This window comes from Streptomyces sp. NPDC056948, from assembly GCF_042674225.1.
Taxonomy (GTDB): domain Bacteria; phylum Actinomycetota; class Actinomycetes; order Streptomycetales; family Streptomycetaceae; genus Streptomyces; species Streptomyces purpurascens.
Genome location: NZ_JBHUQX010000627.1, coordinates 1 through 3,814 on the forward strand (window position 1 = coordinate 1; position 3,814 = coordinate 3,814).

At 73.2% G+C, this 3,814-nt stretch carries 3 protein-coding genes and 1 tRNA gene; 2 read left to right on the forward strand and 2 right to left on the reverse strand.

The window, feature by feature from the left end; translation table 11 throughout:
• The first annotated feature begins 263 nt into the window (after nucleotides 1–263).
• Together ACFTZL_RS42435 and ACFTZL_RS42440 are read left to right on the forward strand one after the other, a co-directional pair.
• On the forward strand, nucleotides 264–2,084 hold the full coding sequence (locus tag ACFTZL_RS42435; protein WP_382595227.1) for a tetratricopeptide repeat protein: 1,821 nt from the start codon (nucleotides 264–266) through the stop codon (nucleotides 2,082–2,084).
• 102 nt (nucleotides 2,085–2,186) lie between these two features.
• Nucleotides 2,187–2,260, forward strand: a tRNA-Met gene (locus ACFTZL_RS42440).
• Between the two features lie 50 nt (nucleotides 2,261–2,310).
• On the opposite strand, the gene ACFTZL_RS42445 is transcribed toward ACFTZL_RS42440, so the two are convergent.
• On the reverse strand, nucleotides 2,311–3,450 hold the full coding sequence (locus tag ACFTZL_RS42445) for an ABC transporter substrate-binding protein (RefSeq protein WP_382595229.1): 1,140 nt from the start codon (nucleotides 3,448–3,450) through the stop codon (nucleotides 2,311–2,313).
• The coding region (locus tag ACFTZL_RS42450; protein WP_382595232.1) for an ABC transporter permease at nucleotides 3,447–3,814 on the reverse strand (368 nt) is incomplete at its 5' end. The genes ACFTZL_RS42450 and ACFTZL_RS42445, both read right to left, overlap by 4 nt.

Consider the following 3,814-nt stretch of genomic DNA (forward strand, 5'->3'; position numbering starts at 1 on the left):
TGGCCGCTGGTTCAAATCCTGTCCCCGCTACTGAAATCGCGACGTCCGAGTGAGGGAGCGACATCGACGGCCCGTATACCACACCGCAATCGGGGCCTTCGTGATGTGTGAACGCATGTGCTGGTGCGGGCTGCGGCCGTGCCGCCGGGGGAGTTGGGCAATCTGTGTTTGACTTGTCTCTCTGTGGGCATGTCGACAAAACGCTGTAGTGACCTCAATGGCTGCGGTATACCAGGTGTACCCAGGTTGCAGGTGGTGCGACGATGGACGTTATGGGGGACAAGGCAACTCTGTTCGAGACAGGGCGTTTTGTGCAGCCTTCCAGCCGGGAGGACACCGACACCCCGGACGAGACCGGGGAAATCGCCGATGAGGCAGCCGAGGAGCTGCGTCAGCGGCTCGCCGCCGAGGCCGGCGACGTCGAGGCGATGAGTGTCCTCGGGGCCATGCTGCTGCGCCGTGGTGATCTCGACGGTGCCGAACCTCATCTGCGTGCCGCCACCGCCGCGGGCGACCGGGCCGCGGCCAACAACCTGGGAGTCCTTCTCCACCAGCGGGGATACGCCGACGAGGCCGCCGGATGGTGGCGGATCGCCGCCGTCGCCGGATCCACGGCGGCCGCGCACGCCCTCGGTCGGCACCACCGCGAGCGCGGCGACGAACCCGCCGCCGAGTACTGGCTGCGCCAGTCCGCGGAACAGGGCCACACCCTGGGCGCGTACGCCCTCGCCGACCTGCTGGAGCACCGCGGTGACGCCGGGGCCGAGCGCTGGATGCGGGCCGCGGCCGAGCGCGGGCACCGGGAGGCGGCGTACCGGCTGGCGCGGGCGCTGGACCGCAAGGCGGCCCGCGAGGCCGACGACGACGGCGCACCCGTGCCGGACGAGGCCGAGCAGTGGTACCGGCAGGCCGCCGCGCGCGGGCACCGGCGGGCCGCGCTGCACCTCGGGACGATCCTGGAGAAGCGCGGCCAGCTCAAGGAGGCCGGGCGCTGGTACCTGACGTCCGCCAAGGACGGCGAGGCGCGGGCCGCATGCGCGCTCGGATTCCTGCTGCGCGACGCGGGCGACACCGAGAACGCCGCCGTGTGGTGGCTGCGGGCCGCTCAGGACGGCGACGGCAACGCGGCGAACGCGCTGGGCGCGCTGCACGCCGAGCGGGGCGAGACCCAGACCGCCGAGCGGTGGTACCGGGCGGCGATGGACGCGGGCGACGTCAACGGCGCGTACAACCTCGGGCTGCTCTGCGTCGAGCAGGGGCGCACCCCGCACGCCGAGCAGTGGTACCGGCGCGCGGCCTACGCCGGGCACCAGGAGGCCGCGAACGCGCTGGCGATCCTGCTGCTGCGGGCCGGGGACGAGACGGGCGCGGAGCCGTGGTTCTCCAAGGCCGCGGAGGCAGGGAGCGTGGACGCCGCCTTCAACCTGGGCATCCTCCACGCCGGACGGGGCGAGGAGCAGGCCGCGCTGCGCTGGTACGAGCGGGCCGCCGCCGCAGGGCACACGGAGGCCGCGCTGCAGGTCGGCATGGCGCTGCTGCGGGACGGCGACGACCAGGAGGCCGAGCGGCACCTGCGGTGTGCGGCCGGGGGCGGGAGCGCCGAGGCCGCGTACCGGCTGGCGACCGTGCTCGACGCGCGCCGGCCGCCGGAGCCCGCGCACGAGCTCGGGGAGCCGGTGCACCAGCGGAGCGAGTGCGAGGAGTGGTACGAGCGGGCGGCCTCGCAGGGGCACCGGCGGGCGCAGGTGCGGGTCGGCATGCACGCAGCGGCCCGGGGGGACGTCGTCGAGGCGGCCCGGTGGTACCGGGAGGCGGCCGAGGCCGGGTCCCGCAACGGCGCGTTCAATCTGGGGCTGCTGCTGGCCCGGGAGGGCAGCGAGCCCGAGGCGGCGGTGTGGTGGACGCGGGCGGCCGATGCGGGGCATGGGCGGGCGGCGTTGCGGCTGGCCCTGGTCTACGCGCGTCGGGGGGAGCTGGCTGAGGGGCAGCGGTGGGCCGACCGGGCGGTGTCGTTGGGTCCGGCGTCGGTGGCGGAGCGGGCGGCTCGGTTGCGGGACGCGCTTCGGCAGGAGCTGTCGGCGTGATGCCCGGTGGGCTGCGAGGTGCTCGCTGCTGCCCGCAGCCCGGGCTCGGCGTTAAGCGATTTGCATCCGGCCTCTGCGTTCACGTAACGTTGCATTCAACGACGCGGGGTGGAGCAGCTCGGTAGCTCGCTGGGCTCATAACCCAGAGGTCGCAGGTTCAAATCCTGTCCCCGCTACTGAAGGCCGAGGGCCGGAATCCAAAAGGGTTCCGGCCCTCGGTGTGTGTTCAGGGGCGGTGCCCCACCGCCTCCTCGTAGAGAGAACGGTTCACGGTCCGGGACTCGGGGAGCGCGTCGTCCTTCGCCACGCCCTGTGCCCGGTAGGCCGCATGGAGACGGGCCGTTGTGCCGGTGCGGATCTCCCAGTCCATGCGCAGGGACGGGGTGGAGCGGAGGATCGCCGCGTCCGTCTTCAGGAGATCCCCAAGGTATGTGACATACCTCTCGTTCTTCTTGTAGTCGGCCGCGAAGTACGTGTTCACCGTGCGGATGTACGCCCGCAGCAGGGCCACCCCCGCGTCCACGTCGTCGTTCAGCAGGCTCGGGCCGTAGAGCATGCCGCCCAGGGGCTCGCCGGGTGGCTGGCCGCCCAGGAATGCGTAGCCCGGCTCGCCGTCGACGCGGCGCCACACCGGGTCCAGCAGCCACGCGGAGTCGACGCCGCCGTTCCGCAGGGCCGTGAGGACGTCCGCCGAGCCCAGTTGCTGGTAGCGGATCCGGTCGAGGCCGCCGCCGTGCTGCTCCAGGGCCTGCTCCATGGGGTAGGCGATCACCGAGCCCTTGCCGATCATCGTGCCGAGTGTCCGGTCGGCCATCCGGACGGCGGCCGGCGTCTCGCCGTCCTTCAGCCGGACCCACAGGCCGCTCTTGGACTTCGGGCCGGGGGAGAAGTTCCCCGCGACCCAGCGGATGACGAAGCCGCCGCGGATGCCGTTCATGACAGCCGCCTCCGGGGCCGCCCAGAGCGCGTCGATCTCGCCCTTGGCCAGCAGCGGGAGGGCCTCGGGCGTCGGCAGCACCTTCAGCGTGACGTCCAGGCCCTCCTTCTCGAATTCGCCCTTGTCGAGCGCGACCCGCAGCGGTGCCACGTACTCCGCGCTCAGCGTGCCCGTCGCGATCGTCAGCTTCCGGGGCTCGGCGAGCCGTTGCGGGGCCGGGGAGCCCGGGCGGCAGCGGGCCGGGGTGCGGTCAGGGGCGCGGTCGGCGGGGTCCGTCCAGGACGCGGTGCCGCAGCCCTGGACCGGGCGGATCGTGCGCGTCGCCGTGTCGGCTTTGGGCTGCGATGGCCCGGGGGACGGCGACGAGCAGGCGGCCGAGGCCAGCAGCGCGCCCGCGAGCAGGGCGAGGCCGTACGTACGTGCCCTCATGCCTGCCCCCGTCCCCGGTCGCGTGGTGCCCACGGGGTGAGCAACCGGCCGACGAACCGGACCAGTTCGGAGAAAAGCACGCCCAGGGCGGCGACGCAGACGATGCCGACGAACATCACGTCGTTCTGGAAGAGGGCGCGGGAGTCGAAGATCAGATGGCCCAGGCCGTCCGTCGCGGCGATCTGCTCGGAGGCGACGATCACCAGGACCGCCACGCCCGCCGCGATCCGCGCGCCGACCAGGACGGCGGGCAAGGAGGCCGGGAGCAGGACGTGGCGGAACATCTGCCAGGGGGAGGCCCCGAAGACCCGGCCGGCGTCCCGGTGGCCGTCGGGGACGGCCATGACCGCGGACATCGTGGAGA

Coding starts and splice junctions, on each gene's coding strand:
- ACFTZL_RS42445 (WP_382595229.1), bottom strand. CDS start 3,450: ATGAGGGCACGTACGTACGGCCTCGCCCTGCTCGCGGGCGCGCTGCTG.
- ACFTZL_RS42435 (WP_382595227.1), top strand. CDS start 264: ATGGACGTTATGGGGGACAAGGCAACTCTGTTCGAGACAGGGCGTTTT.